The sequence below is a fragment of the Oceanobacillus halophilus genome, assembly GCF_003628505.1.
In the GTDB taxonomy this organism is placed as follows: Bacteria; Bacillota; Bacilli; order Bacillales; family Amphibacillaceae; genus Oceanobacillus; species Oceanobacillus halophilus.
This window is the reverse complement of the sequence record NZ_RBZP01000006.1, coordinates 141,080-164,828: the sequence shown is the minus strand read 5'-3', so window position 1 is coordinate 164,828 and position 23,749 is coordinate 141,080. Positions and strand designations below refer to the sequence as shown.

At 36.5% G+C, this 23,749-nt stretch carries 29 protein-coding genes and 1 riboswitch; of the genes, 16 read left to right on the top strand and 13 right to left on the bottom strand.

Translation table 11 applies throughout. The features are described from left to right. Positions 1 to 284: 284 nt before the first annotated feature. Both D8M06_RS10110 and D8M06_RS10105 read left to right on the top strand, forming a co-directional pair. On the top strand, positions 285 to 845 hold the full coding sequence (locus D8M06_RS10110; RefSeq protein ID WP_121204282.1) for an NADPH-dependent FMN reductase: 561 nt from the start codon (positions 285 to 287) through the stop codon (positions 843 to 845). Between the two features lie 33 nt (positions 846 to 878). After that, complete coding sequence (locus D8M06_RS10105; protein WP_121204281.1) at positions 879 to 1,502, top strand: NADPH-dependent FMN reductase; 624 nt, start codon at positions 879 to 881, stop codon at positions 1,500 to 1,502. Between the two features lie 67 nt (positions 1,503 to 1,569). Here D8M06_RS10105 and D8M06_RS10100 read toward each other — a convergent pair whose 3' ends face one another. The 5 genes from D8M06_RS10100 to D8M06_RS10080 form a co-directional block, all read right to left on the bottom strand. Next, on the bottom strand, positions 1,570 to 1,752 hold the full coding sequence (locus tag D8M06_RS10100) for an H-type small acid-soluble spore protein (protein WP_121204280.1): 183 nt from the start codon (positions 1,750 to 1,752) through the stop codon (positions 1,570 to 1,572). Between the two features lie 73 nt (positions 1,753 to 1,825). Further along, a complete protein-coding gene (locus D8M06_RS10095) occupies positions 1,826 to 2,008 on the bottom strand; it encodes an H-type small acid-soluble spore protein (protein WP_121204279.1) in 183 nt (60 codons plus the stop codon). Positions 2,009 to 2,023: 15 nt separating this feature from the next. Then, positions 2,024 to 2,143: a DUF4023 family protein gene (locus D8M06_RS10090; protein WP_121204278.1), complete on the bottom strand. Its 120-nt coding sequence runs from the start codon at positions 2,141 to 2,143 to the stop codon at positions 2,024 to 2,026. A 101-nt stretch (positions 2,144 to 2,244) separates the two neighbouring features. Continuing rightward, on the bottom strand, positions 2,245 to 2,805 hold the full coding sequence (locus D8M06_RS10085) for a CDP-alcohol phosphatidyltransferase family protein (RefSeq protein ID WP_121204277.1): 561 nt from the start codon (positions 2,803 to 2,805) through the stop codon (positions 2,245 to 2,247). A 93-nt stretch (positions 2,806 to 2,898) separates the two neighbouring features. Then, positions 2,899 to 3,552: a lysoplasmalogenase gene (locus tag D8M06_RS10080; RefSeq protein ID WP_121204276.1), complete on the bottom strand. Its 654-nt coding sequence runs from the start codon at positions 3,550 to 3,552 to the stop codon at positions 2,899 to 2,901. Between the two features lie 119 nt (positions 3,553 to 3,671). Here D8M06_RS10080 and D8M06_RS10075 point away from each other — a divergent pair, with 119 nt between their 5' ends. Further along, positions 3,672 to 4,235 (top strand): Mce/MlaD family protein, encoded by a 564-nt coding sequence (locus D8M06_RS10075; RefSeq protein ID WP_147404967.1) that lies wholly within the window; start codon positions 3,672 to 3,674, stop codon positions 4,233 to 4,235. On the opposite strand, the gene D8M06_RS10070 is transcribed toward D8M06_RS10075, so the two are convergent. Beyond that, a complete protein-coding gene (locus D8M06_RS10070; protein WP_338322970.1) occupies positions 4,170 to 4,616 on the bottom strand; it encodes an Hsp20/alpha crystallin family protein in 447 nt (148 codons plus the stop codon). The two genes, D8M06_RS10075 and D8M06_RS10070, sit on opposite strands and share 66 nt — an antisense overlap. Positions 4,617 to 4,933: 317 nt before the next feature. Between D8M06_RS10070 and D8M06_RS10065 the strand changes: the two genes are divergently transcribed. Continuing rightward, positions 4,934 to 6,127, top strand: coding sequence for an acetyl-CoA C-acetyltransferase (locus D8M06_RS10065; RefSeq protein WP_121204274.1), 1,194 nt, complete (start codon positions 4,934 to 4,936; stop codon positions 6,125 to 6,127). Between the two features lie 280 nt (positions 6,128 to 6,407). On the opposite strand, the gene D8M06_RS10060 is transcribed toward D8M06_RS10065, so the two are convergent. Further along, positions 6,408 to 6,872: a DinB family protein gene (locus D8M06_RS10060; RefSeq protein WP_121204273.1), complete on the bottom strand. Its 465-nt coding sequence runs from the start codon at positions 6,870 to 6,872 to the stop codon at positions 6,408 to 6,410. Positions 6,873 to 7,036: 164 nt separating this feature from the next. Here D8M06_RS10060 and D8M06_RS10055 point away from each other — a divergent pair, with 164 nt between their 5' ends. Both D8M06_RS10055 and D8M06_RS10050 read left to right on the top strand, forming a co-directional pair. Further along, entirely contained in the window at positions 7,037 to 7,246 is a 210-nt protein-coding gene (locus tag D8M06_RS10055; protein WP_121204272.1) for a hypothetical protein, read from the top strand. Between the two features lie 107 nt (positions 7,247 to 7,353). After that, complete coding sequence (locus tag D8M06_RS10050) at positions 7,354 to 7,902, top strand: D-glycero-alpha-D-manno-heptose-1,7-bisphosphate 7-phosphatase (RefSeq protein ID WP_121204271.1); 549 nt, start codon at positions 7,354 to 7,356, stop codon at positions 7,900 to 7,902. Between the two features lie 152 nt (positions 7,903 to 8,054). Here D8M06_RS10050 and queC read toward each other — a convergent pair whose 3' ends face one another. Further along, positions 8,055 to 8,705 carry a 7-cyano-7-deazaguanine synthase QueC gene (gene queC, locus D8M06_RS10045; protein ID WP_121204270.1) on the bottom strand — a complete coding sequence of 217 codons (651 nt, stop codon included), beginning with the start codon at positions 8,703 to 8,705 and terminating at the stop codon, positions 8,055 to 8,057. A 21-nt stretch (positions 8,706 to 8,726) separates the two neighbouring features. Next, entirely contained in the window at positions 8,727 to 9,260 is a 534-nt protein-coding gene (locus tag D8M06_RS10040) for a VUT family protein (protein ID WP_121204269.1), read from the bottom strand. A gap of 112 nt (positions 9,261 to 9,372) precedes the next feature. Continuing rightward, positions 9,373 to 9,417, bottom strand: a riboswitch (PreQ1 riboswitch). Positions 9,418 to 9,577: 160 nt separating this feature from the next. Between D8M06_RS10040 and D8M06_RS10035 the strand changes: the two genes are divergently transcribed. The 3 genes from D8M06_RS10035 to D8M06_RS10025 all read left to right on the top strand — a co-directional run bounded on the left by D8M06_RS10035 (position 9,578) and on the right by D8M06_RS10025 (position 11,585). Then, entirely contained in the window at positions 9,578 to 10,132 is a 555-nt protein-coding gene (locus D8M06_RS10035) for a DJ-1/PfpI family protein (protein WP_121204268.1), read from the top strand. A 129-nt stretch (positions 10,133 to 10,261) separates the two neighbouring features. Then, on the top strand, positions 10,262 to 10,684 hold the full coding sequence (locus D8M06_RS10030) for a pyridoxamine 5'-phosphate oxidase family protein (RefSeq protein WP_121204267.1): 423 nt from the start codon (positions 10,262 to 10,264) through the stop codon (positions 10,682 to 10,684). Positions 10,685 to 10,823: 139 nt separating this feature from the next. Further along, complete coding sequence (locus D8M06_RS10025) at positions 10,824 to 11,585, top strand: glycerophosphodiester phosphodiesterase (protein ID WP_121204266.1); 762 nt, start codon at positions 10,824 to 10,826, stop codon at positions 11,583 to 11,585. A gap of 513 nt (positions 11,586 to 12,098) precedes the next feature. Here D8M06_RS10025 and D8M06_RS10020 read toward each other — a convergent pair. After that, a complete protein-coding gene (locus D8M06_RS10020) occupies positions 12,099 to 12,890 on the bottom strand; it encodes an N-acetylmuramoyl-L-alanine amidase (protein ID WP_121204265.1) in 792 nt (263 codons plus the stop codon). Positions 12,891 to 13,253: 363 nt separating this feature from the next. On the opposite strand from D8M06_RS10020, the gene D8M06_RS10015 reads away from it, so the two are divergent. The 3 genes from D8M06_RS10015 (at position 13,254) to D8M06_RS19990 (ending at position 16,233) form a co-directional block, all read left to right on the top strand. Next, entirely contained in the window at positions 13,254 to 14,699 is a 1,446-nt protein-coding gene (locus D8M06_RS10015) for an MFS transporter (RefSeq protein ID WP_121204264.1), read from the top strand. 224 nt (positions 14,700 to 14,923) lie between these two features. Further along, positions 14,924 to 15,976: an FUSC family protein gene (locus D8M06_RS10010; RefSeq protein WP_121204263.1), complete on the top strand. Its 1,053-nt coding sequence runs from the start codon at positions 14,924 to 14,926 to the stop codon at positions 15,974 to 15,976. Between the two features lie 113 nt (positions 15,977 to 16,089). Continuing rightward, positions 16,090 to 16,233 (top strand): hypothetical protein, encoded by a 144-nt coding sequence (locus tag D8M06_RS19990; RefSeq protein WP_170150269.1) that lies wholly within the window; start codon positions 16,090 to 16,092, stop codon positions 16,231 to 16,233. 53 nt (positions 16,234 to 16,286) lie between these two features. Here D8M06_RS19990 and D8M06_RS10005 read toward each other — a convergent pair whose 3' ends face one another. From D8M06_RS10005 to D8M06_RS09995, 3 genes are all read right to left on the bottom strand, one after another. Further along, positions 16,287 to 17,756, bottom strand: a complete 1,470-nt coding sequence (locus D8M06_RS10005) for a potassium/proton antiporter (protein WP_121204313.1) — start codon at positions 17,754 to 17,756, stop codon at positions 16,287 to 16,289. Positions 17,757 to 17,840: 84 nt separating this feature from the next. Next, positions 17,841 to 18,530 (bottom strand): LrgB family protein, encoded by a 690-nt coding sequence (locus tag D8M06_RS10000; protein ID WP_121204262.1) that lies wholly within the window; start codon positions 18,528 to 18,530, stop codon positions 17,841 to 17,843. Next, the gene (locus D8M06_RS09995) at positions 18,523 to 18,894 is read right to left on the bottom strand and encodes a CidA/LrgA family protein (RefSeq protein ID WP_121204261.1); all 372 of its coding nucleotides are present in this window, start codon (positions 18,892 to 18,894) and stop codon (positions 18,523 to 18,525) included. Before D8M06_RS09995 ends, D8M06_RS10000 begins: the two co-directional genes overlap by 8 nt. Before the next feature lie 956 nt (positions 18,895 to 19,850). On the opposite strand from D8M06_RS09995, the gene D8M06_RS09990 reads away from it, so the two are divergent. The 4 genes from D8M06_RS09990 to pstB all read left to right on the top strand — a co-directional run bounded on the left by D8M06_RS09990 (position 19,851) and on the right by pstB (position 23,705). Next, positions 19,851 to 20,858, top strand: a complete 1,008-nt coding sequence (locus D8M06_RS09990; protein ID WP_121204260.1) for a PstS family phosphate ABC transporter substrate-binding protein — start codon at positions 19,851 to 19,853, stop codon at positions 20,856 to 20,858. Between the two features lie 103 nt (positions 20,859 to 20,961). Continuing rightward, a complete protein-coding gene (pstC, locus tag D8M06_RS09985; RefSeq protein ID WP_121204312.1) occupies positions 20,962 to 21,918 on the top strand; it encodes a phosphate ABC transporter permease subunit PstC in 957 nt (318 codons plus the stop codon). Continuing rightward, the gene (gene pstA, locus D8M06_RS09980; RefSeq protein WP_121204259.1) at positions 21,918 to 22,805 is read left to right on the top strand and encodes a phosphate ABC transporter permease PstA; all 888 of its coding nucleotides are present in this window, start codon (positions 21,918 to 21,920) and stop codon (positions 22,803 to 22,805) included. The genes pstC and pstA overlap by 1 nt, the downstream gene beginning before the upstream one ends. A 114-nt stretch (positions 22,806 to 22,919) precedes the next feature. Then, positions 22,920 to 23,705, top strand: coding sequence for a phosphate ABC transporter ATP-binding protein PstB (gene pstB, locus D8M06_RS09975; RefSeq protein WP_277749476.1), 786 nt, complete (start codon positions 22,920 to 22,922; stop codon positions 23,703 to 23,705). Positions 23,706 to 23,749: the final 44 nt, after the last annotated feature.

Sequence of the window (23,749 nt, the reverse complement as noted above, 5' to 3'; positions counted from 1 at the left end):
GTAAAAAAAGATTCGCTAAATATTATTTAAAATTTTTGTAAAAAGTCTCTCACTATAATATTAATATAAATTGAAAGCGATGTATATTTTCATGTTTGTAATTTTACGAAAAAATAAGGAATTTTTCATTTGTTTGTTACTTTTAGTAAGTATATAATGAAAGGGAATTAAATGTATTGCAATAAGTGGAAAAAGGTGATATATTTATTCTTAATTAAAGTATATTGAATTAAAAACATAGGATATACTTGATAAACTCAACAACAATAGGAGGAACATATATTATGTTAAAAATAGGTATTGTGTTAGGAAGTGTTCGACAAGGGCGTAATGCGGAGGCTGTTGCAAATTGGACATTAGATTTTGCTAAAAAGCGCAACGATGCAGATGTGGAATATGAAATTGTTGATCTAGCAAACTATAATCTTCCATTTTTAGGTGCAGCTGTACCAGAAGCACAGCAAGCAGAAGCAGAAAAAGCAATTAAGGGTTGGTCAGAAAAAATGGCTTCCTATGATGGATATATTTTTGTAGCTCCAGAATACAATCATGCGGTAGGCGGAGCATTAAAAAATGCATTAGATTATTTAAATCCAGAGGTTAATAATAAAGCAGCTGGTTTCGTAGGATACGGAAGTCTAGGTGGAGTACGTGCACACGAAAACTTACGTCTGATTTTGGGTGAACTTCAAGTGGCAGACGTTCGTACGGCAGTGACGTTCTCACTTATGACCGATTTTGAAAATATGAGTGTATTCAAACCAGCTGATTATCATGAAGCAAATGCGAATGAAATGTTGGATCAAGTTATTGCTTGGAGCCGTGTATTAAAAACAGTACGTTAAATCTATATAATCTATCTAGAAAGTGGTGCAACGATGGGATTTTTCAGTAAATTATTTGGTAAATCAACCGAGGAGGAACAAAAAGTGGCAGACACATTAAAAGTTGGTATTGTAATAGGAAGTGTACGCGGGGGACGTAATGCAGAAGCCGTAGCAAATTGGACATTAGACTTTGCAAACAAACGTAATGATGAAAATGTAGAATATGAGATAGTAGATTTAGCAGATTATCACTTACCGCTGCTAGGTGCTCCGCTTTCAGAGGCTGCGCAAGCTGAAGGAGAACAGGCAATTAAGGATTGGTCAGAAAAAATGGCTACATATGATGGATACATTTTTGTAGCACCTGAGTACAATCATGCGGTAGGTGGAGCGTTAAAAAATGCACTTGATTATCTAAAAGCAGAAGTAGCTAATAAAGTGGCAGGATTCGTAGGATATGGAAGTCTAGGTGGCGTCCGTGCTCATGAAAATCTACGTCTAATCCTAGGTGAGCTTCAAGTGGCTGATGTGCGTACCGCAGTGACGTTTTCACTTATGACCGATTTTGAAAATATGAGCGAATTCAAACCAGCAGATCATCATGAAGCAAATGCGAATGGCATGCTTGATCAAGTAGTTTCTTGGGGTAGAGCATTTAAAACATTAAGAGATTAATAGCTTTTAAGAAGGTTGTCAAGGAATGATTGACAACCTTTTCCCTTTGTGGCGTTTTTTAAGCCATTTATTGCATCTCTTCTAAGTTGGAAAGCTCTACACTAAACTCACTATTTAAATTATCTAATGGTAAAACTTTTGCTATTTCTGTTTGTTCATCAATATTTTTTAAATAAACATTTCTTCCTCTGTATGTGACGGGGATGATCTTATCTGATTGAGCAATTTCTTTTGCTCTTTGTTTGTCCATTTAACAACCTCCTTATTCTAAAGGAATGGCGTAATTTTTATCACGCCATTCGTCCCTAAAGTAATAAGTGAAATTATTTTTGCTCTACTAAATCACTCAAATTAACCTCAAATTCATGTTCCGGTTCATTTAATGGAAATACTCGAGCAGTATCAGTGTTTTCATCTACGTGTTGAATATAGATAGGTTTATCCTCATACATAACTTGAATCGTATCAGCTGATTGGGCTATTTCCTGAGCTCTATGTTTGTTCATTTCAAGCCTCCACAGTTAATGTCTTTTATTTGGCAGTCTTTGTTCAGGATGACCATTGCCCTGACGCTTTTTATTTTTTAAATCTTTCTTCTGTTTTTCCTCGATTTTCTTTACAAACTCTTCGGTGTTTTCCAAGGTTACTTCTACCTCCTTTAATAATCACTATATTGGTAGCTTATCCTCATTTAAAAAAATGATGTAGACAAATAAAAACAGATTGCTTAACACAATCTGTTTTAAACGGAGTTACGATATAACTTTATGTATTCTGGTACATACATTACAAACGATAAGCTAAGGAAAATACCTGTTGTAATTATCAATAGGTAGACGGATTGTAATTCTAATTCCGGAAAGGCTATCAGTAGCCCCATTGCAATGTAGAATACGGTTGTAGATACTTTACCAAACCATTTTGCTCCATCTAATTTCTTTCCACGTTTTAATAATATTAGCCCATTAATCCCCATAAAAAGTTCCTTTAAGACAAATAATATGACCAAGATCCACATATATGGATAACGGAACATAAGAATGATGGCAACAGCTGCCTGTGTTAGTTTATCTGCGATAGGATCCAGTGTTTTTCCTAACTCCGTAATTTGGTTAAACTTCCTAGCAACAAATCCATCCAAGAAATCCGTTAGTCCTGATAATAAGATAATAATTGCAGCAATATAGTAATCATTGGTCCCTGTAGCTGTTACGTACGTGTAAATAAAAATAGGGATGAGAATGAGTCGAATAATGGATAAAATATTAGGGATTGTAAATACTTCCCTAGCTGTGAATTTCAAGGCATAATCCCCCTAAAAAATATAGTTAACTTTTCTCATTAGATATATTGTATAGCTTTCTATGATTAATTCAAGGATATAAGCCCAACATGCTCACCAAACGGTTGGTTTTCTACTTTCATTGAATGTAGAGAGGCTATGTGCAATGAAAAATTGGGCAGCATAGTAAGTTAACATAATATATTGGTGTGCATTGCTAATTGGTGATACGAACATATTCCAAGCAAGAATCGAGTCGGAAATAATAAACAATAAGCTTCCTAAATATGCCCATTTATTGCTAGTCATAATTGCTGTCCAAAACATGATGGAAATAGCGATAATATAAATGATGACAGGTATAATTAGAACCTGATTCCCTTGTTTATTTAATGCTTCAGTTAATTGAAACATCATCCAAACACTATATATTGCAATGGGGATACTTAGTAATAATCCAATCTTAGAAAAACGGAACTGCTTAATAAACCCTAAAATATAGAAAAAATGTCCCACTAAAAAAGCTGACAGTCCAATTACGAACCAGTGAATCGTTGCATCCCCAATTATGCTAAAGGAAAGACCAGTTAATATGAACCAATGCGTTTTAGACTTTCCTTTTGGAAACTGATTGAGGGCATATCCGATAATAAGAGCCATTGGAAGAACCTTAAAAAATAATTGAAAAGCCAGTGGCTCCTTAGGAATAATAAATATGTAAAAAAGAGAAAGAATAAGTATTAGAATTGGAGAACGGTAGAGAATCATCTGATTGCCCCCTTTTTATATAACTTCTAGGTGATGTATCAATTTTCCTTTTGTTTTTAGGCTATTTGCAAGTTTTGTTGGTGGGGTGTTGCGAATGGGCGATATAGTAGTTTGCGCGTTTGATAGCACGTCTCGCGCGGTTGATAGAGTGTCACGCGCGGTTGATAGAGTGTCACGCGCGGTTGATAGAAAGCTTCGCGCGGTTGATAGAGTGTCTCGCGCGGTTGATAGAGTGTCACGCGCGGTTGATAGAGTGTCACGCGCGGTTGATAGAGTGTCACGCGCGGTTGATAGAGTGTCACGCGCGGTTGATAGAGTGTCACGCGCGGTTGATAGCACGTCTCGCGCGGTTGATAGACAGCCTCACGCGGTTGATAGAGGGTCTCACGCGGTTGATAGACAGCTTCGCGCGGTTGATAGACAGCTTCGCGCGGTTGATAGACGTCCTCGCGCGGTTGATAGAAAGCTTCGCGCGGTTGATAGAAGGTCTCGCGCGGTTGATAGGACGTCTCGCGCGGTTGATAGAAGCCTCCGCGCGGTTGATAGAAGGCCACGCGCGGTTGATAGAAGCCTCCGCGCGGTTGATAGAAGCAGGGGGCTGGGTTCTTGATTTTCAGTTAATGTATTTCAATTTCTTTATGTTTTGTTTTTTCGGGATTCAGTTTTGGTATTTCCATTTTTAAAACGCCATCCTCTAATTTAGCTGTAATATCGTTTTCATTAAAGTTGTCCAAATAGAAACTGCGTTTAAATTCACCATACCGTCTTTCTTGTCGAATAACATGATTATCTTTATCTTTAAATTCTTGTTTTTGGTCATTTTTGGCTTCAATAACTAAGCGATTGTCTTCTAGGCTAATGGAAATATCTTCTTTTGAAACCCCTGGAAATTCGGCTTCAATGTAATAGGCATTTTCTTTTTCAACAATATCCGCTCGAAAAGAATTAAAATGCTCATGAAAAGGAGAAAGCCAATTACTTTCTAATGCATCATTGAAAGTTCTTACCATGTTGTCAAATGAATCTTCATTTCTTTTGCGGAAAGGCATTATGTCAAACAACATTTACATCTCCTCCTTGTATTTTTCCTACAATTTAATTATATCACTATTTACTGAACATAATTTTTAATTAATTTTGACATTTCCTTCATTCTTCTATTTTCATCATATATATAATGGGAATTTCTTTTTTGATACCAAGATAGTAATGAATTGGAAGTGGGCATATATTAAGGTTCCTGTTAAAATGATTTTAAGAGGAAATGATTTTGTGTGAATGCGAGTTTTAGTGTAGTTAGGTAGAGGATATGGCATGAATGATACAAATCCTGTAAAAAATTCAATAAATAATATATAAAGAAAAATTGGAGGTTTGGCTCATGAAAGAGGTAGTTATTGTAAGCGCTGTGCGAACGGCAATAGGTAATTTTATGGGAACTTTAAGTAATACACCTGCAACTGAATTAGGGTCTATCGTCATTAAAGAAGTAGTTAAACGTGCTGGAGTAAAAGCAAGTCAAGTCGATGAAGTCATTATGGGAAATGTACTTCAGGCTGGCTTAGGGCAGGGGCCGGCACGCCAGGCCGCGCTAGAAGCAGGTGTTCCAGCAGAAGTGCCGGCAACCACTATCAATAAACTTTGTGGATCCGGGTTAAAAGCCGTACATCTAGCATCACAGGCTATACAGTTAGGTGATGCAGATATAGTAGTAGCTGGGGGTATGGAAAATATGAGTCTAGCACCCTATCTATTACCAAAAGGGAGAACCGGTTACCGTATGGGAGATGGGAAAATCGTAGACAGTATGATACAAGATGGATTACAATGCGCAATAAATGACTACCATATGGGAGTAACAGCAGAGAATATTGCTGAAAAGTATAGCTTAACTCGTGAGGAACAAGATGTATTCGCTGCATGGAGTCAGCAAAAAGCGGAAGATGCGATAAAACTAGGTAAATTTAATGATGAAATTGTCCCTGTTCGTATCCCTCAACGCAAAGGAGATTCCATTATATTCGATACGGATGAATTTCCACGAGCTGGTGTTACTGCTGAGAAGCTTGGTAAATTAAAGCCAGCGTTCAAAGCAGACGGAACGGTTACAGCGGGAAACGCATCTGGCATAAATGATGGTGCAGCAGCATTATTACTTATGAGCAGGGAAAAAGCAGAAGAATTTGGAATCAAACCAATGGCTGTATTACGTGGAAATGGAACTGCCGGTGTTGATCCTAAAATAATGGGAATCGGCCCTGTACCAGCAACAAGAAAAGCATTAAAACAAGCAGGTCTTTCTATTAATGAGATGGACTTGGTAGAAGCAAATGAAGCTTTTGCAGCACAATCATTAGCTGTCGGTAAGGATTTAGATATTCCGGATGAAAAATTAAACGTTAATGGTGGTGCCGTTGCATTAGGCCACCCAATTGGTGCTAGTGGAGCGAGGATTTTAGTAACTTTACTTTATGAAATGGAGAAGCAAAATTCTCGCTATGGATTGGCCACTCTCTGTATCGGTGGCGGCATGGGGATTTCCAGTATTGTAGAAAGAAAGAGAAGTAACGAATAGTTACTCATCTCTAGAGATAATTCTATTATAGAGGCAAGAACCATCTATCCTTCTACAAAATTCAGCGCTAACCACTTCCATAGTAAAATAGGCTATTAATTGGCAAAAAGTTTGTATAATAAGGATAAATGGTGCGATTTAAAAATAACAAAAACCCACCTCTCCAAGAAAAGGTAGGTATGGTTAGGAATTAAATTAGTAACGAATTTGGTGCGAAATCTTTAATTCAAAAGCTTTCGTACCATTTTTGTATGCAAAGTTGTTTTATAATGTCTAGTTATTATTTCACAAGACGATAGATCCTTTTAATTGCCTCCAAATGCAAACCTTCGTGGAAGTAGCTAAATATTAATGTTTCTCCAACAGTATCAAAGGAACCAGCACCATTTTTAAACGGTTTTACTAGCTTCATATCTAATTTGCCGCTTAGTTCTTCTCTTATACGTGCTTTTTGGTTGCTTAATATCTCAGATATTTGCATTAAAGATGGGGGTGTACCTTCCAAATCAGCTGGCTTTGTTCCAGGGCGAAAATACTCTGCAAACTCCTTCGGTATATTCATCTTTTTCTCAATTAGCCCAAAGGCAAGATTCTCCTGTACCAATGCAATATGCCCGAAGTTCCATCGAATATTATTGTTAGAACTCTCTGGGACTATGTCCGCATACTCCTCTGGGATTCGCTGAATAGTGCTCTCTGTAATCTCCCTTACCCTTTCCATCGTCGTAAAGATTGCTTCTTCCATATTGAAAACCTCCTAATTTATAATGACCTTTATATTACTATTCCAAGTTGAATCACTAATTTCCTTTATTTGTGCTATAAAATATACTTAAAGTTTTTTTTAGAGTATGTTATATTCATATTAATAATAATTTCACAAATCTGAACGGAAAAGGGATTGATAATATGACAGTCATTGATTTTCAGGCTGCAAAGAAGTGGTCAAAAATACCAAAGAACTTACAAGAGAAATTGCTTCAAAATGTGTTTTGTCCGAAGTGTGGAGTAACAAAAATTACAGACTACTCACTAAATGATGATGAATTTGGAATTATTCTAGATGGTTCGTGCAGTAAATGTGGAAAAGAAGTATCAAGATTAGTAGAAGAAGCTTAAGAAGTGTATATTCTATCATTTCATATCCATACTGAAAGTAACTGCAATTGTGGTTGCTTTTTTATTTTGAATTGTTTTTTAAATCTTGTTAGAGGAATGTGAAATGAATGGATATTGGGATATTTTTAGATCGTGATGGGGTTATTAATGAGGTTCTGAGTAAAAGGGTGAAATTTGTTAATAAGCCAAATGACTTTTATCTTCTAGAGGGTGCAGGAGAAGGAATTCGACTGCTTAATAAGGCTGGTTTTAAGGTTTTCGTGGTTACTAATCAAGGTGGTATTGGCCTGGGCTATATGCAGGAATCCATGCTGCAAAAAGTTCATCAGAAAATGAGAAAGGACCTAGCAGAGTTTGGCGCTGGTGTGGATGACATTGCCTACTGCCCACACAAGCCTCATGCAAATTGTGCATGCAGAAAGCCTGAGCCACAGATGATTTTGGAATTAGCGAAAAAATACCATGTTGATAGAGAAAATAGCTACATGGTAGGTGACAGAGCACCAGATATTGAAGCGGGGAAGAAGGCAGGAACGAAAACAGTATTAGTTGGCGAACGTAACGAAGAGCAAGTAGCAGCAGATATGTGTTTTTCGAATCTATTTTCTTTTGCCGAATGGGTAGTGAAGGAACATGACAGCGAGGGTTTAGAATAAGGGACCCTTTAATTCGTGAATAATACGTTTCATTATTCTACGCTGCAAAAGAAATTAATCATGTAGAGAGCTTCTACATGACTAATTAACAAAAAAGGATACCCGGAACATATTCTCTCTACACGACGAATGAAAGGAAATGGAGAAAATAGTTATTTCATTTTTATATATTTCTCATATCCCTGTAATCGCAGTTTGCAGGCAGGACATGTTCCACATCCGTCTCCTTTAATACCATTGTAGCAAGTTAATGTTTTCGAACGGATATAATCTAGCTTACCCATGTCGTCAGCTAATTTCCATGTTTCTGCTTTGTTTAGCCACATTAACGGAGTATGAATGACTAAATTTTCATCCATAGCTAAGTTTAAGGTAACGTTTAATGATTTAACGAAATCATCTCTGCAATCAGGATACCCGCTGAAGTCTGTTTCACAAACCCCCGTTATCATGTGCTTGGCATCTACTTGATTAGCTAGAATTCCAGCGAATGAAAAGAATAGGAGGTTCCTTCCAGGTACAAATGTGGAAGGAAGTTCTCCATTTTCCCCAGCCTTCACTTCCATATTATCGCGAGTTAGTGCGTTCGGTGCTAGCTGATTTAGTAAGTCCATATTAAGAATATGATGTTTTATTGCAAAGTCATTAGCTATTTCTTTGGCACATTCAATTTCAGCGTCATGTCTCTGGTTATAATCGAATGTCACTGCTTCTACTTCTGCAAATCTTTCTAAAGCCCAGAACAAACACGTTGTGCTATCTTGACCACCACTAAATACAACCATTGCTTTTTCATTTTTCATTTCTGATTGCTCCTTACTCGTTTAATTAGCAAATTCTCTTTTGGTTATATTGGTAAGTTGCAACACTCCAACGCCAAGGAACTGCATAACTACCTTAATAAAAATTTGCCCAAGAATGGCCATCCAAACACCTTCCCATGGCACCATTCCCGCACCTAAAGGAGAAAGGCCAACAATAACAAAAATGGTAGAGTCTAAAATACCTCCAACAATTCCGCTATAAAGAATACGCGTATTTAAAGACCTTTTCAGACGAGAATATATTTCTGTATCAAATGTTTCTGAGACTAGGAAACTAATAGCACTGGCAAACACAATCCATAGCGTATCGCCTAAAAGATAACTAGAAATAGCGGATAGAACGAGTGCTGTAGCAATGAATATGTACGTATTTCTTTTTCCATATTGATTCTGAACAAAGTCACGTAGAATAAAAGTAACTCCAATTAAAAAGGATCCATAAGGAATAATAAAGATTCCTAAAACTAATGGAGCAAATTTAGCTGTTATTACATTGGCCAAAATAATGACACTCAGATAAAGCAAGACTCTCATTTTCGATAACTCCCCTTCGAATTTCTAATCGGGAGGTCTAGTCATTTGTTCAAAAGAGTCGAAACTTTGAACATCCTATAAAAAGAAAAAAACTATATCCCTAAAGATATAGCTATCCCTAGTTTTTTATAGAGGGTATCGCTAGAACCTCTCCTACGATTAGTAGATTTATTATTCAACTGAAAATCATTTTATCACATTATATGAATTTGTAAATGAATAATACATAAATTCGTAATAAATGAAAAAAGGACTAGCCCTTCAGAAAAGTGAATATATATGTAGTATGATTAAATCAACTTTATGGAGGGGTTAAAATGACTAAAAAGGTTTTGATTCTTGCTGGAGATGCTGTGGAAGCATTGGAAATCTATTATCCATATTTCCGCTGTTTAGAAGAAGGATATGAAACAACTATTGCTGCAGGTTCTCCAAAAAAATTGCACACAGTTGTTCATGATTTTATTGGCTGGGAGACGTATACAGAGAAGGAAGGATATTTAATTGAGGCGACTGCATCATTTGATGAAGTTGATCCAGAGGAATACGATGGATTAATTATACCAGGAGGTCGTGCACCAGAACATATTCGCCTAAATGAAAATGTCCCAGCAATCGTAAGTCACTTTTTCGAAGCAAACAAGCCTATTGCAGCAGTTTGTCATGCAAGCCTCGTCTTGACTACGGTGAAAGAATACATGAAAGGCAGAGAGCTTACGGCATACATTGCTTGTAAACCAGAAGTAGAAGCAGTTGGATCTAAGTACATTCATGATCCTTTGCATACCGATGGGAATCTAATCTCCGGACATGCATGGCCTGACTTGCCAGGATTAATGAAAGAATTTGTGAAGCAAGTAAATGGTGAATGATTTTGTTTGATGTTTTTTATTCTCGCAGTTGATTAAAGTGTGAGTGATTTTTTTCTGTGCACTCCGATGTTTAATTTATTCATTACAGAAAATACTAAGGACATCATCTTAGTAAAGGAGTGCATACTTTTGAGTCAAAAAGAACTTAGAACAACGATTGAAAAGATTTTAAGTGAAAGCCATACTGGTACAATGGCAACAGTGAAAAATAATAAACCACATTCCCGTTATATGACTTTTTTTCATAGAGATTTAAAGCTTTATACACCTACCGATAAGGATACGGATAAAACGGAAGAATTGGAATCAAATCCTTATACACATATTATCATCGGGTATGATGGAAAAGGCTTTGGTGATGAGTATGTAGAGTATCAAGGCAAAGTATCTTTTAATACATCCTCGGATATGAAACAGGAATTATGGAATGATGACATGAAAATGTATTTTGATGGTCCAGAAGATCCCAACTATATACTTTTGGAAATAGAACCAGTGGGTATTCGTTTAATGAACAAAAAAGGGGAGCCACCAAAAGAATTAGAAATGTAAAGGAAATGGCTAGCATATGTTGATGCTAGCCATTTTTTAAAAAGACGTAAATTTAGTATAAGTTATCTGTAAATCTAAACTACTCTTCTTCCGAATATGTTGTAATAGTCTTATATCAGATAGAAGGAGGGGATTTTGAATGGTGGCGACAAAAATTTATGGCCATCGTGGGTGCATGGGTACGTATCCTGAGAATACACTACTTGGTTTTGAAAAGGCGATTGAGCAAGGTGTGGACGGAATCGAACTAGATGTTCAAATGACAAAGGATGGGGAAATTGTTGTTATTCACGATGAAATGTTGGATAGAACCACAGATGGCACAGGCTACATCACAGATCTTACTTTGGAAGAGGTTAAGCGATATAGTGCTGGTGTGAATTATTCTAATTTCCAGTTTTACAATGAGGTAGTGTGGGCAAAAGAAACCGTACCAACTTTACATGAAGTGTTAGAATTTCTTACTCCTTATGACGTCGAACTGAATATTGAGTTAAAAACATATCTAATTGAATATGAAGGAATAGAAGAAAAGGTAGTTTCCCTAGTTAATCAATATGGCAATAATCGAAAAGTGATTTTTTCATCCTTTCATTTACCTAGCTTGTTAAGGATAAAAAGAATCGATCCAACTGCAAAGATTGCGTGGCTGTTACATCAAATTATCTCGCAGCCTCATGATTACTTGGAAACATTCACTCTAGATGCGATTCACTTATCTAAAGACATTTTATTATCAAACGTATATCAATTTAAGGAGTTATCTAGGAATTTACGAGTATGGATGGTAAATGACATAGATGAAATAAAACAGCTTATAGATTTGAATGTCGATTCAATTATTACTGATTTTCCAGAGAGAGCATTGTTTTATCGCAGTGAGCGAGCATCATTTGTTTAATGAAGACTCTTATTGTATGACTTATTGCTTTTTAAAGATCGCAGTTGAACTGAAATGTGGCGTAACTTAATCGATTATAGAAGTGTTCTCGTTCTCTAATATAGTGAATAGTTGATAGAAACTTCGGATATATTTAATTAAAAATAGTGCTCTGCTTTACAGCCGCTACGGAAATACACTACGCTTTCCGCGAGGAGGCTGAGGCCGTGCCTGCGGAAAGCGAAGTATTCTGCCGGAGCGAATGATCGCACCTATCAAAAATAAGTGTGAGCGAGATCTACACTATTCTGAATTAAAGATATCAACAGTCTATACAAAATTTAAATTAAAAGCAAAGCCGCAAAGGTGAAAAAATCCTTTGCGGCTTCTTATGCCAAATGAGTTGATATTTGTATTATTAAAACTATAGAGATAGGTTAATTTTTATTATGTTTGTTAATATTTTATATCTCTCAATGGAGCCTTTTATGGAGATAGGAGCTGTTCTTTTCAACTCTTTATCCAAAATTATTCTTATACAGCGAGAATAAATCCGTTAACTCCAGTACGTTTCACTGTCTCTAAATGTGCTTCTGCATTATCTCGACTGGAAAAAGCACCAGCTTGAACCCTGTACCAGCGTTCACCTGATATGGTGACCGTTTCTACATAGGAATCGATTCCTTTTGATTGAAGGAAATTAACTTGGTCATCCGCATTTTTCTTTGATTGAAATGAACCAGCTATTACTTTATATAAGGTATCTCCTGTGTCAGGCTTTCTTTTTAGTTTGAACGCTTCTGCGATTCCATTGGCATGACCTTGTGCGACTTTTTGTTTCCAAGACGATTGTTTCATCCGTGCAGCATCACTGTTATGATCAATAAAACCATTTTCTGATAAAAATGCGGGCATGGCTGTTTCTCTAAGTACATGAAAGTTGGCTTTCTTTTTTCCTCGGTTTGGTAATTCATTTATTTGGGTGATTTCTCTATGCATAATATCACGATATCTAGCAGTTTGAGAGGAATTACTTAATCCACTGTAAATATAGTCCTCGTAACCTCTTGCGCTCCCGTTAAACGCATTACAGTGAATGGACACAAAATAATCTGCCCCCCACGAATTAGCATCATTAGTCCGTTGACTCAAACTTTTACTGACATCACTTGTTCTACTCATTCTTATGGTTACATTTTCATATTGGTTGTTGAGAATAGAGCGGATTCGAAGAGCAATATCTAAAGTCACATCCTTTTCATTTAAACCATTACCTTGTGCACCAGGATCCGAACCACCATGTCCTGGGTCTAGATAAAGCTTCATATACTTCACCTCCAAATAGTTTTATATAAGTAAATTATGGTAATAGATCCTTTTTCACTTGTACAAACAACCTGAAAAACTCAAATTTCCATATCTGTCACCCCGCTTTCTCTTACTTGTTCATATATATAATCGAATAATATGCACAGAAGGTGGGACAAGGAGACGAAATCTTAAATAAAGACTATTTTGAACATGATAACTTTTGGGGAAGAATGACTTTAATCTGCATTTTGTATAGTACAATGTATGATTAGACAGTGACATAATTCTAGTAATATAACCAGAGTATAGCAATAAATAATAGGGAAGAATATAAGTCATTAGTTACATTAGAACATTGAGGTAATAGGGTGACAAGACATGAAAGAGACGCTTAATAACTCAGAAAGAAAGAAAATTGCTCCGGTTTTTATCTTATTATCTGTGCTACCAGGTACTTTTCTTTCCCACTTTTCAGCTGGATTAGTTAATATTGCACTTCCTAACCTTTCCATTTATTTCGAAGCATCGGTCGGAGCCGTTCAATGGATTGTTACAGGCTACTTATTAATGGTTATGCTATTTCTGCCCATAATGGGTAATTTAGCAGACAAACTTGGAAAAAAACACATACATAACCTTGGCTACCTTATTTTTGGTTGTGGCATTGTGCTTTCGGCATTATCCACTTCATTAGGATTTTTAATTGCCTCTAGATTACTGCAAGGAATAGGTGCAGCTATGTTACAAGCTACAAATATGGCAATTATTACGGAGAATTACTCGGAGGAAAAACGTGGAAGAGCCTTAGGGATTATTAGCACAGCGGTTGGTGTAGGAGCCATGCTCGGACCTTCTGCAGGTGGATTAATTATTAATTGGTTTTCATGGCAAATGCTTTTTTATATTCAAGTCCCAATCATAATCGTTTCCGTCTTAATGGCTATTAAATTTATTCCAAATGATAAAAAGGAAAAGCAAACCAGTTCTCTAGATTATGTAGGTGCCGCACTGTTTGGAATAACTGTACCATCGATTATCTTTGTGTTAAATCAAATAGGTGAAGGTCAAATGAATAATACCCTCCTATATATTGGTGTAATTGGTGTTGTTAGTTTCATTCTGTTTATGGTTTGGACCAAGAAAAGAGAAAATCCATTTATTAATAGAAAATTATTCTCTCCTCCTATGGTGAAAGCAGGATCGGTTATTATTGTTGTTAGCTATATGGCCACCTTTGCTGCAATGGTTGTTGTCCCATTTTATTTGCAAGGAATTTTAGGTGTGTCGCCGTCTGTATCGGGATTCCTTCTAATGTCATACCCATTACTACTAGCTATTTTTGGACCAATAAGTGGCATGCTATCGGATAGATTAGGGAGTTATCTCGTTGTTATGGTTGGATTAATGTTTATGTTAGGTGCGCTTATATGCTTAAGTTTATTATCTGCAAGCAGTTCATTGGCGACAGTAGCGATATTTCTTTGTTTCTTAGGGATAGCAATGGGAGTCCTTACTTCCCCGAATTATAACTTAATAATTGATTATGTTTCTATTCGATATTTAGGTATCATTACTAGTACTATTGCTTTGTTGAGGAATTTTGGAATGGCGATAGGGACCGCAATTGGTGTGACCTTTATGAATGGCTTTGTAGATGGATCCATGACAGAATGGATGATGACAGGAAAAGAAAGAGAGATTTCCCACGTAATGACAGGATTTAAAAGCTTTTTTGCCTTTATGGCACTACTTACAGCTTTAACTTCTCTGTATTTGGTAATAAAAGAGTATCGACTGCAAAAGGCAGAGAAGGAACAAGTTTAAAGACTAAGTTATAAGGGAATAGAGAAATTACCCATGTCAATCGATGCTGTTGGATCTTGTACTCCAGTAGCATCTTTTTTTTATCAAGGCTCTTTTCTAATAGAATGTTGCTAATCAATAATGTAAAATATCCGTCAAAAATAAAGGTGACTTCCATCATCAAAACGAATATAATAAGATGCGTGCTTATGCAAATAATTATATCCGAGGTGTAGATAGTAATTATGGAATTTAATATTGGCCCTAGAATGGTCAAAACAGGGCTTGCAGTAGCTCTTACTTTGTTAATTACAGGAATGCTTGATTTAAAATTGGAGATAGTTGCAGCTATCGCTTCCGTGTTGGCCATGCAACCTTCCATCATGCGCTCATTCGCATATATTAAAGAAGTGTTGCTTTCTAATGGAGTTGCTGTGATATTTGCACTCTTAGGAACCTTTTTACTTGGCGGTCACCCATTATCTGTAGGAGCTGTCGTTATTATATCCATAGCAATTAATATTCGACTTGGACTTAATAAAACAGTCAGCTTAACTGTTCTCACCATTATGGCCATGATGTTAGCCAGTGATAATGGAATTAATTTCATTTATATTATAGAAAGAATATCCCTTATTGCAATTGGTGTAGCTTCGGCATTTGTTATTAATGTTGTTGTATTTCCTCCAGATCATAAAAAAATATTGTATAACATGATAAAAAACACCAGTGATAGAATTAACTTCTTATTGCGAGTGATACCTAGTAAAGCAATGAGTATTCCAAAGCAAAAGGAAGAAGACCGGGAAATTGAAAAACTAATTACAAAAGCAAAAGATTATTATGAAATAATCTCTGATGAAAGAAATCGATTATTTATTAGAAAAAGAGCGAATTTCTTGAGAAGTATTATTGTTTATAAACATATGATTCAAGTATTAGAGAAACAGTATACCCTCATTATTCATCTAGAGAAAAATTTAAAGGAAATCGAACATTCATCCAGCGCAAAATTCTTGATCAAAAAGTTAGTAAACGAAATAAATGCTTATAGTGAAAATGTTTTTCTAATGTTTGAAGATAAAATTAGGCTGGATACAGATTTGCAAAAGGAAGCCAAAGCAGCCATGCGCCTAACCATTAATAACATAATTGATGATTTACAAGGAGCAGAATTTGAAAAATGGTCCTACGTATTCCCAGTAGCAAACAGTATAATTGAAGTGTTTAATGAACTAGACAAACTGGAAAGGCTAGTGCGCGTGAAGGAATTAAAGGAAAATAAAACGACTGATTAGATCCTATATTCTAAGGTTTAGAATATTTTTCTCTTCTGCAAGTATCTCCTTATATTTGTATAAAAAACCTCTTATTCCAAAAACTAAAATGTGAAAAGAATAGGAGGGTATCTATGGCTAATAAAGCAGGAAAGAACAATCAATTCAAAGAAAATAAAAATCATGGGGAAACGAGAAATGGCAGAAAGAGTCAATATAAAAATTCCAATCCGCATGGTGGAGATATCCCCAATCAATATACTAGTCAGGACGACTAAGCAAAAAAACCAGTGTAAATCTATTTAAAGATTTGCGCTGGTTTTTAGTTTGATTACACATTCCTTTGTTTTTTCTCTTTCTTACGAATATCTCCTATTAAAGCAATTTTTGCCCGCTGTCTATTTTCCTTATCACTTAAAACAAAAAGAGTATCATCTTTCTCGATTATAGTGGTACCAGTTGGTGTGAGTAATTTTTTATCTCGATTGATACCAATAATCAATGTTTCCGGTGGTAATTCTAAATCAATAAGGGAACACCCAACTGCTGGAGATTTTTTGTGCATGGTAACGCGCATGATTTCAGAATCAGTCGTTCCAAGGTTAATGAGTTCGATGCTAGCTTGTCTATCATCTTCATCACTCGTTAATTTTAGCTTTTCAGCTAACCATGATAATGTACTCCCCTGAACCAAAGCAGAGATTAATACAACGAAAAAGACCGTATTAAATATTAAATGGGCATGTTCTATACCGGCCAAAATAGGATATGTTGCTAGTACGATAGGTACTGCACCCTTTAATCCTGCCCAAGAGATAAATATTTTTTCGTTCAAGGAATACTTCAAGAACACGGTACTGATGAATACCGCAACAGGACGAGCAACAAATACTAATATGATAGCGATTAGAATTCCTTCCCAAAATACTTCAATTAGTTGTACTGGAAATACTAAGAGTCCTAATAGTGTAAACATAACGATTTGCATCATCCAGGCAAACCCTTCGTTAAATCGAAGAATAGAAAAACGATAGGTTAGATCGCTATTTCCAACAAATACGGCCATTACGTATACAGCCAGTAATCCACTACCACCGAAAAAGTCAGTTACAGCATAGGTGAAAACAGCTGAACCTAATGCGAGTACTGGATAAAGACCAGAAATATCAAGTTTAATATGGTTGATAACAAGTACGGTCAATTTTCCAAGTGCCAGACCTAATAAAAGCCCAAGTCCCATTTGAATGAAAAAACTTCCAATTGCAGACCAGATAGACATTTCGGGGATTTGAATCATGGCAATCAAGGTAATCGTTAAGAATACAGCCATAGGGTCATTCGAGCCAGATTCTGCTTCTAACGTTGCGGTTAATCGTTTCTTGAAGTTTTTATTGCCTAATACAGAAAATACGGCTGCAGCATCTGTCGAACCAATAATGGCTCCAAGTAACATCCCTTCTAATAAAGAGAAATCAAGTATATACATGGCTGCTAATCCTGTTAATAGTGTGGTTATGAGGACGCCAAGTGTTGCTAATGAGCCAGCTGGTCCTAATACAGGTCGAATATTATCCCACTTTGTTTGTGTACCACCATCAAATAATATAATGATAAGAGCCAAAGTACCAATGAATTGTGTAAATTGTACATCCTCAAAGAATAAAAAGTTATTCAGGAGCATCCCTGCTATTAAGAAAAGTACTAGTGCAGGCAAACCTAATCGAGAGGAGAACTTCGTAGCTAAAACACCTATGATAAGCATAACGGAGATTAGAAATAAAAAAGCACCTACTATATTCACGCTGGTCAATCAATCCTTCCAAAAAGTTGTCTATATTTCTAAGTTAGATATCGTGTATATCTTTTTTATTATACCAAACAACTATTATAAAAATAAATGTAACAGCCATGGTGTCAATATGGATACGACAATGGCACTAATAATCATGGCAATGGAACTAATCGAGCCTTCTATCTCACTGTTTTCCAGAGCAGTTGCTGTTCCGATAGCATGAGATGCACTTCCTAGCGCAATGCCTTTACCTAAATAATGATTAATTTTCGCGTACTTAAATATATATTGGCTCAAAACAGCTCCACTAATTCCCGCAATCATGACAAATACAGCAGCAAGTGGTGTAATACCTCCTATAGAGTCTGTAATAGCCATTGAAACGGGTGTAGTTACTGACTTGGAACTAATTGTATAAATGATTTCATTCTCAAAACCCGCCCATTTAGCAAGGGCAATCCCAGTAGTAATTCCAACAATAGCACCTAAAAAGGTTCCACTTATTACAGGTATCATCAATTTTTTAAGGAGATGACGATTATTATAAAGGGGATAGGCTAATGCGACAACTGCTGGTCCTAATAGCTGACTAATCCAATCTCCCCCAATCAAATAGGTATCATACGGAATATCAAAAAATAGCAATCCGATAATAATAACGAAAGTGGAGATTAGGATTGGTAAGGTGAAAGGATAATCCCACTTTTTATGAATCTTAACAGAGAAATGATAAATGAGTATGGTAATCAATATAGTGATAATACCGATGAAAAATTCAGTCATGATTGATTTCCTTTCTAGTTACAATCCATTGGCTTATCCAACCTGAACTAACCATTACCAGTAACGTACTTAAAATAACGATAACAACTAATAAAAATCCTCGACCTCGAAATAATTCAAAATAGCTGATAACACCTACAGTTACTGGAATAAAAAACAGGGTTAAGTGGCGAATCATAAATTTCGTTCCTTCTTCTATCCATGAAACTTTAATAAGGTTAGATAAAAGCAATAGAAATAGAATAATCATACCAATAACACTGCCAGGAATGAGTAAATCCAATTTCTGCTGAATCCAATTCCCCACTAAGAAGATGCTATATAAGATGATAATATGTGTAATAATTTTAATGATCTTTAACATAGTATTACTCTCCTGAATCGTTATGAACTATGGCACTTTTCTCGTTGTTTTTAAGCAATGTCGAAGTTGATAGAAACTCTTGATAATCTGAATTCAAAGTAATGTGCTCAACTCTCGCTGCGGAAATACACTACGCTTTCCGCGGGGAGCTGGTGAGCCTCCTCCGTGCTGAAAAGCGTGTGCGCCTGCGTCTTCCAGTGATGAATGCTTCGAAGTTGGCTTTCTCGGTGCAAGGGAACAAGGGAGATCATTCAAGTAGTTCCCTCACTACGTAGTCTCACCGATGCTCATCTTCCCGCAGGAAAAGGAGCGCTTCGGCAGGGTTACATCGCACGCAGAAAAAGTGATTTTCTTTTTTCAAGGAGTCTCCGTGTATTTCGTGCTGTGTTATCTGCTCTTCTTGTATAAACAAGATATATGCTGTTTTTTATGAATAATAAGGGTATTAGACGTAATTTATGAGCTATAAACTCAAAAAAATCTGAGCACCTATCTAGCGGAGGCAGAATACGGAGACTCCTGTGGGAATAGCACGTGTCTGAAGACCCCGCAGGAAGTGGTTTTCTTCCGAGGAGGCTGAGGCCGTGCCCACGGAAAGCGAAGTATTCTGCCGGAGCGAATGATCGCACATATCAAACAAAAGTGTGAGCGAGAGCTACACTGCTCTGAATTAAAGTAATCAACAATCTATACAAAATGCAACATAATTAGAAAAAGCCTTACCTATTAGTATAGCAATTTTGCTATCTTAAAAGAAACGATAGAAATACCGCTTTTCGACAATTTTAATAGACTTCTGACATGTTGTATCTAAATACCTACGACAAAACTTGTAAATTTACAAAACATTTACACTCACATCATACCTTCTTTACATTCGACCTCTATACTATAAATTGTGGACGGGGGAACTCGTTAAACAATTTAAAGTTCATATTCGGGGAGGACAATTTATTATGAATTTCAAGAAGTATCTCATGTTCCTTATTGTAGCAGCATTAGCATTCTTTTTAGTAGCTTGTGGTGGAGGAGCAGAAGGAGAAGAGAACACAGAGGAGTCAGCAGAAGAAAATACTTCAGGTGAAGGTGCTGAAGAAGAGACGGATGAAGCTTCAGATGAGTTAGAAGGAAAAGTTCTAATTGATGGATCTGGTACGGTTTATCCATTAATGTCCAGATTAGCTGAAGAATATATGATTAATGAGCAACCAAATGTATCTGTTGAAGTTAGTCGTGCTGGAACAAGTGCTGGTTTTGAAAAATTCCTTGCAGAAGATGGCACAGATTTTAACGATGCATCTCGTCAAATAAAAGAAGAAGAACAAGCAAAAGCAGATGAACTTGGAATTGATGTAATGGAATTAAAAGTAGCGTTAGATGGGCTAACAATCGTTGTTAATCCAGATAATGACTGGGCTACAGAATTAACCGAAGAACAAGTAGTAGATATTTTCTTAGGTGAATATACGAACTGGTCTGATATTAATCCAGAATGGCCAGAAGAAAAGATCCAAACATATGGTCCAAACGAAAACCATGGAACATACGAATTCTTCTATGAAACTATTTTAGAAGAACAAGACTTAGTAGGTGATATTAATTTACAACAAGAATATTCAACACTTGTAAAATTGGTATCAGAAGATAAGAATGCCATTGGATTCTTTGGATTTGGTTACTATGACAGCAATAAAGAAAAAGTACAGGCGGTTGGAATTGATTTTGGTGAGGATGCAGTCATTCCATCTCTTGACACAATCGGCGAAGAAGGACCATATGCAAACTTCACACGTCCAGTATTCACATATTTAAACGTGAATAATGCGAAAGAAAAAGCTCAAGTTTTTGATTATGCAACGTATGTCTTAGAAAGCATGAATGATTTTGCAGGGGAAACAGGATTTGCTCCAATTCCTGAGGAAGAAGCAACTGCCCAATTAGAAGAGGTTCAAGCACTTCAATAAAAACAAGGAACTAATGAATCTTTGAAACTTTCATAAGATGAGGGCCCGGGTGTATGCTCTCATCTTATGTTGGGTTCAAATGCTGGAAGGAGTCACAGGTGAAATGCAAAAAAACAGCGAGGTAAGGCATGGAGAATCTTTAAATGTCAGTGAAATGATTGCACAAAATAAAAATAAAAAGAGTATCTCCAACTTAGTAGAGAAACTTATTCCTACCTTCTTATTTCTCCTTGCACTCATAACTGTCTTAACTACCTTAGGGATTTTATATACGCTATTGAGTCAGGCTATTGAATTTTTTAAACAAGTTCCAATTTGGGAGTTTTTCACAGGGACGGTCTTAAAGCCATTAAGTCAAAATCCTGAATTTGGTATCTTGCCTCTAATAAGCGGAACATTAATTTCAACTTTTATTGCCATGCTTGTTGCTGGGCCGATAGGGTTGATGTCCGCTGTGTATTTAAGTGAGTATGCATCTGATAATGTTAGAAGAGTATTAAAACCAATGTTAGAAATTTTAGCTGGTATTCCGACAATAGTTTATGGGTTTTTCGCCTTTACGTTTGTTACACCTTTAATCCGTGAAATATGGCCAGATGTAGGTGCAACTAACATTCTTAGTCCTGGCCTTGTGATGGGGGTCATGATAATCCCGATGATTGCATCTTTATCTGAGGATGCCATGACTTCAGTTCCTAATGCCATGAGGGAAGGTTCTTTGGCAATGGGAGCAACAAAATTAGAAACAACTTTTAAGGTAGTAATTCCAGCAGCATTTTCAGGAATTATTGCATCTTTCGTTCTTGGTATTTCTCGAGCAATTGGTGAAACGATGATTGTAACCATTGCAAGCGGAAGTTCCAAAAACTTTACCTTTGACATTACACAATCTATGCAGACAATGACTGCATACATTGTTGAAGTCTCTGGCGGGGAAGCCCCTGCTGGATCGACGATATATTACAGTTTATATGCTGTAGCGTTAACCCTATTCGTGTTCACACTTATCATGAATTTACTAGCACGATATGTCTCTCGTAAGTTTAGGGAGGAATACTAATGATTAAACAAATGGACGCTTCCCAATTAAGAAGCAGAATGAATAGAAGAGTCAGAGCAAATACAGTATGGAAGACTATTTTCCTCTTAGCGACCTTATTTGGTTTATTTGTCCTCGCCATTTTAATAATTAGGGTTGTATCACAAGGCGCTAGCTGGATTGATATGGATTTTCTGACTGGAAGACTATCTACGGACGCAGAGCGGGCTGGGATTATGGGAGCATTGCTAGGAACGGTATGGGTGATGTTCGTAGTTATTCCTGTTACTTTAATCATTGGTGTAGGTACAGCTATTTATTTAGAACTATATGCAAAAAAGGGAAAGTTTCAGTCCTTTATTGAAACAAATATCTCTAATTTAGCCGGTGTTCCCTCGATTGTCTATGGTTTATTAGGTCTGACTGTGTTCGTACGTTTAGCTGATTTAGGTAATGTTGTCTTAGCTGGTGGCCTGACGTTAGCTTTGCTTGTATTACCGATTCTAATTGTTTCAGCACAAGAGGCAATAAGAGCAGTTCCAGCTCATTTATCAGAAGCGTCTTACGGTATGGGAGCGACAAAATGGCAAACGATTAGAAGAGTTGTACTTCCTGCTGCGTTGCCTAGTATTTTAACGGGATCTATTTTAGCCTTATCCCGTGCTATTGGAGAAACAGCTCCATTGACGGTACTAGGTATTCCGGCTCTACTAATTCCTTTCCCAGAAGGCTTGTTTGACACATTCACTGCACTACCAATGCAAATCTATTATTGGACACTGGATTCATCGTTAGTTGCTGAATATGCTAACTTGGCTGCAGCGACAATTATTGTTTTGCTAGTCTTATTGTTTGTTTTAAATTCAGTAGCCATCTTTATTCGGAATAAATTTCAGCAAAGATATTAAGGAATTTGAAAAGGTGCCTTAGCCAAATTATTAAGGAGTGGAGAAATGAGTACTCTAGCTAATAGTAAAATGAGCGTACAGCTTCAGTCGAAAGAATCAACCGCGAATGAACAAATGGAAACTTCAAATTCAAATGTAGAAACAAGCGGCATTGTTTATGATACAAAAGATTTAAACTTATGGTATTCAGAAACACATGCTTTAAAAGATATTAATTTATCTATTCATGAAAAAGAAGTAACAGCAATTATTGGCCCTTCTGGATGTGGGAAGTCAACTTATATTAAAACGCTAAATCGAATGGTTGAGTTGGTACCAGGAGTTCAGACGACAGGTACCATTTCATACAAAAATAAAAATATTTTAGATAAGTCATTTAAAGTAGAAGATTTACGAACTCAAGTTGGGATGGTATTTCAAAAACCTAATCCTTTTCCTAAGTCTATTTATGAAAATATCGTATATGGTCCAAAGATTCATGGTATCCGAAATAAAAAGGTCTTAGATGAAATTGTGGAGACGAGTTTACGGGGTGCTTATATTTGGGATGAGGTGAAGGACCGATTAAATGAGAATGCATATGGCCTTTCAGGTGGGCAGCAACAACGCCTTTGTATTGCACGTGCTCTTGCTGTACAACCAGATGTTATCTTAATGGATGAGCCGACTTCGGCACTGGATCCTAAATCAACACTTAAAATTGAGGAATTGGTTCAAGAATTAAAGAAAGATTATTCGATTATTATTGTGACACACAATATGCAGCAAGCTGCACGAATTTCCGATAGAACGGCCTTTTTCTTAAATGGTGAAGTGGTAGAATATGACGAAACGGATACTATCTTTACCAATCCATCTGACAGTCGCACCGAAGACTACATTTCAGGGAGATTTGGTTAAAATCAAAAAGTTTGAGGATATCCTCAAACTTTTTTGTCGTCTTG